Source organism: Corallococcus sp. CA041A, assembly GCF_003612075.1.
Lineage (GTDB): Bacteria > Myxococcota > Myxococcia > Myxococcales > Myxococcaceae > Corallococcus > Corallococcus exiguus.
In genome coordinates this window covers 1-3669 of record NZ_RAWF01000462.1, presented here as the reverse complement: position 1 = coordinate 3669, position 3669 = coordinate 1, and the positions used below count along the sequence as shown (strand labels likewise).

Annotated in this window: 3 protein-coding genes; 1 reads left to right on the top strand and 2 read right to left on the bottom strand. The window is 72.7% G+C overall.

The genetic code is table 11. From position 1 onward, the window contains the following. Positions 1-2247 (top strand): ATP-binding protein (locus tag D7V77_RS41000; protein ID WP_120581601.1); only part of this gene is annotated, 2247 nt, incomplete at its 5' end. Positions 2248-2253: 6 nt separating this feature from the next. Here the strand turns inward: D7V77_RS41000 and D7V77_RS40995 are convergent. Together D7V77_RS40995 and D7V77_RS40990 are read right to left on the bottom strand one after the other, a co-directional pair. Continuing rightward, positions 2254-3153: an MBL fold metallo-hydrolase gene (locus D7V77_RS40995; protein ID WP_120581600.1), complete on the bottom strand. Its 900-nt coding sequence runs from the start codon at positions 3151-3153 to the stop codon at positions 2254-2256. 170 nt (positions 3154-3323) lie between these two features. Continuing rightward, positions 3324-3669: cupin domain-containing protein (locus D7V77_RS40990; RefSeq protein WP_120581599.1), on the bottom strand; the 346-nt coding region annotated here is incomplete at its 5' end.

Sequence of the window (3669 nt, the reverse complement as noted above, 5' to 3'; positions counted from 1 at the left end):
CGACAGGAGGAGGGGTGGGGGCTCGGGGCGAGCCTCGTGGTGGCGCTCGTCCTGCTGGTCCTGTCCGTGGTGGCGCTCCTGCTGATGCGCGCCTCCGTGCAGTCGCGGGTAATGGAGCGCTCGCTGGACCTGCAGGAGGTGGGGCTGCTGGGGCGGGCCTTCAGCGACAAGGTGTCCCTGGCCAACAGCGCGCTGCTGGCGGGCGGGCAGTCGCTCCCCCGGGACACGGCGCAGGCACGGCGGCGCTTCCTGGGCACCGCGGAGCGGCTGTCCGCGCGGCTGGACACTCCCGAGGACGAGGAGTTGGTGTGGGAGGTGCGCGCCGCGGAGCAGGAGCACGAAGCGGCGCTGCGCGCGCTCGTGGGCGCCCAGACGCCCCAGGAGCAGAAGCAGGCGCGCGAGCGGCTCGCGCGGGCCCATGGACATGTGCGCGAGGCGCAGGCCCAGCTGGAGCGCAAGGTGCAGGAGCGGCTGGCCGTGGAGAACCGGACCTCGGTGCGGGTGGACCGGTGGGAGACGGCGCTGCTGCTCCTTGCCTGCCTGCTGGGGCTGACGGTGGCGGGGGTGCTGGCGTGGGTGCTCCACCGCCGGCTCCACCCGCTCCGGCGCGAGGCGGCAGCCAGCGCGCACCGCTTCCAGGCGCTGGTGGAGGGCGTGCGCGACTACGCCCTGGTGCTGCTGGACGCGCGCGGGCGGGTGGCCAGCTGGAACCCGGGTGCGGAGCGCATCAAGGGCTGGAGCGAGGCGGAGATATTGGGCCGCCCCAAGTCCGTCTTCTACACGTCCGAGGATGCGGCGGCGGGCAAGCCGGAGCGGGAACTGTCCCGGGCCCTCCAGGAGGGGCGGCTGCACACGGAGGGCTGGCGGCAGCGCAAGGACGGCTCGCGCTTCTGGGCGGAGGTGTCCATCACCGCGCTGCGCGACGAGGACGGCCATCCCCAGGGCTTCTCCGTGGTGACGCGCGACATCACCGAGCAGCGGCGCCAGGAGCGGGTGCAGGAGTTGCTGGCGGAGGCCGGCCGCGTCTTCCACCAGTCCCTGGACCCCGACCTGACGGCGGCGGAGGTGGCGCGGCTGCTGGTGCCCGAGGTGGCGGACGGCTGCATCCTCTATCTGCTCACGCCCGCGGGCGAACTGCGGCCCCGGGCGGTGACGCACGTGCAGCCCGAACGCGAGGAGAGCCTGTGGGAGGCCCTGCGGCGGTTTCCGCCCCGCTTGGGCATGCCTCCGGTCGTCTGGGAGGTGATGCGCACCGGGCGCTCACGGATGGACGTGGAGGTGGAAGTGGACGACCTGGCGGCCTCCGCGGAGACCGACGACCACCGGCTGCTCATCGAGCGCATCGCCATCGGCTCCTCCATGGTGGTGCCCCTGCGCGCGGGCAGCGAGACGCTGGGCGCCTTCGTGCTGCTGACGGCCCGGGGCCACCGCCGCTTCACGCAGGCGGACCAGGTGCTGGTGGAGGAGCTGGCGGGCCGCGCGGCGCTGGCCCTGGAGAACACGCGGCTCCTGCGCGAGGCGCGCGAGGCGGTGGACCTCATCGCCGTCACCGCGCACGACCTGGGCAATCCCTTGCAGGCGCTGCAATTGCTGCTCAGCAAGGTGCAGCGCTCGCAGGCGGCGGGCCGTGACGAGGACGTGCGGCAGGGATTGGTGGTGGCGCGCGGTCAGGCCCAGCGGCTGGGACAGCTGCTCCACAACCTGCTGGACCTGTCGCGGCTGTCCTCCGGCAAGCGGCTGCTGGACGCGGCGCCCATGGACCTGGGGGAGCTGGCGCGCGAGGTGGTGGAGCGCTTCGCGGATGCCGCCGTGGAGGCGGGCTGCGACCTGCGGCTGGAGGTGGAGGACGGGCAGGTGGGGCAGTGGGACCGCATCCGACTGGACCGGGTGGTGACCAATCTCTTGTCCAACGCGCTGAAGTTCGGCCGGGGCCACCCGGTGACGGTGTCGGTGTCGGCGCTGGACGCGGACCACTCCCGGCTGAGGGTGCGCGACGAGGGCGTGGGCATCGCGCCGGAGGCCCAGCGCCGCGTCTTCGAGCGCTTCGAGCGGGAGCGCGCCGCGCGGACGAAGGCCGGCTACGGACTGGGGCTCTACATCGCCCGCCAGCTGGTGGAGGCGCACGGCGGAGTCATCCGCCTGGAGAGCGTGCCGGGGCAAGGCGCCACCTTCACGGTGGACCTGCCGCGCGTGCCCCGGCTGATGGAGGAGACGTCGGTGGCGGAGTCGCCTCCGCTCCACCCGTGACGCCCGCTAGAGGTGCAGCGAGGGCACGGGGGCGACGAGGCCGGGCTGGATGGGGAAGTCCGCGGGCAGCTTCTCGCGCTCCTCCAGCCGCTCGAACTCCAGCGAGTCGTGCGCGCAGAACACCGTCACCTGTTCGCCGTGGCGCTGCACCAGCTCGCGCAGCCGGCGCAGGTTGTACCAGCGCATCCACCCGTCCTTCTGCATCAGCTTCTGGTAGGCGCGCAGGCCGGCGGTGCACCGGTAGCGGTCCAGGTCCATCTCGCCATGGTAGAAATAAGCGTCGCCCGCGTGCAGCAGCCACCCCTCCCCGGTGTCGATGGCCACGCCCGCGTGTCCCAGCGTGTGGCCCACGAGCGGCACCAGCAGGATCTCCGGCGGCAGTCCGGTGAGCTCGCGCACGCAGTCGAAGCCGAACCAGCCTTCACCCCGGTGGGGGACGTAGGTCTCCCAGCGCGTCTCCTTGGACCACTGCATCGGGCGGAAGCGCGCGCGGTCCAGCCAGGTCTTCTGCGCGGTGGCCACGCGGTACTCGTCCGCCAGCACGTGCACGCGCGCGTGGGGGAAGTCATCCAGGCCGCCCGCATGGTCGAAGTCCAGGTGCGTGAGGACGATGTCGCGCACGTCGCTGGCCTGGAAACCCATGCGTTCCAGTTGGCGGATGGCGGTGGACTCCTCCGCCAGGGCGGGGCGGCAGAGCACGTCCCGGAACAGGCCGTTGAGCCGCACGCGAGGCGCGTACACGTCATTGAGGCCGTAGCCGGTGTCCACCAGCACCAGGCCGCGTGGCGTCTCCAACGCCAGACAGTGGCAGGTGAGCGCCGCCGGGCCGGTGAAGCCGCGCCGCCCATCCATGAGCCGCCGGCCGGGCGGGCACATCGTGGTGCAGTTCAGGTGGTGGATGCGCATGGCGGCTCCGCTCCCAATCAAAGGCGGCGGCTGTCCGGCGGCGGGTGGACCGACGCGGGAAGCCCCCTTCCGTTCGTTCAGGGCAAAAGTGCGCCGTGGGCTCCGTGGGAGGAATCACCGCGCCCGCACAGGACAAGGGCTCGCCCGCCCGGGGGGCGTCAAAACGCCACTCAGGGGGCGGAAGACTGCCCGGCCGCTTCCCTTTCGAGCGATGGAGCCGACATCAGCACCAGCGCCTCCGCGTCAGCGACCGGACGGTGCTCGATGCCGCGGGGGATGATGAGCAGCTCGCCTTCTTCCAGCTCCACGGTGCGCTCGCGCAACTCCACCCGCAGGGTTCCCCGGGTGACGAAGAACAGGGCGTCGCCGGTGGCGTGCCGGCACCAGGGGCCGGTTCCCGTCAGCCGCACCAGGTGCACGGGCTGGCCGTGGAGCATGCCCACGGGCCGGGCAATGCCAGGCGCCGGCAGGTCGGTGGAGGCGTGGGCCAGGTTCACCTTCTCCACGGGGGGAAGG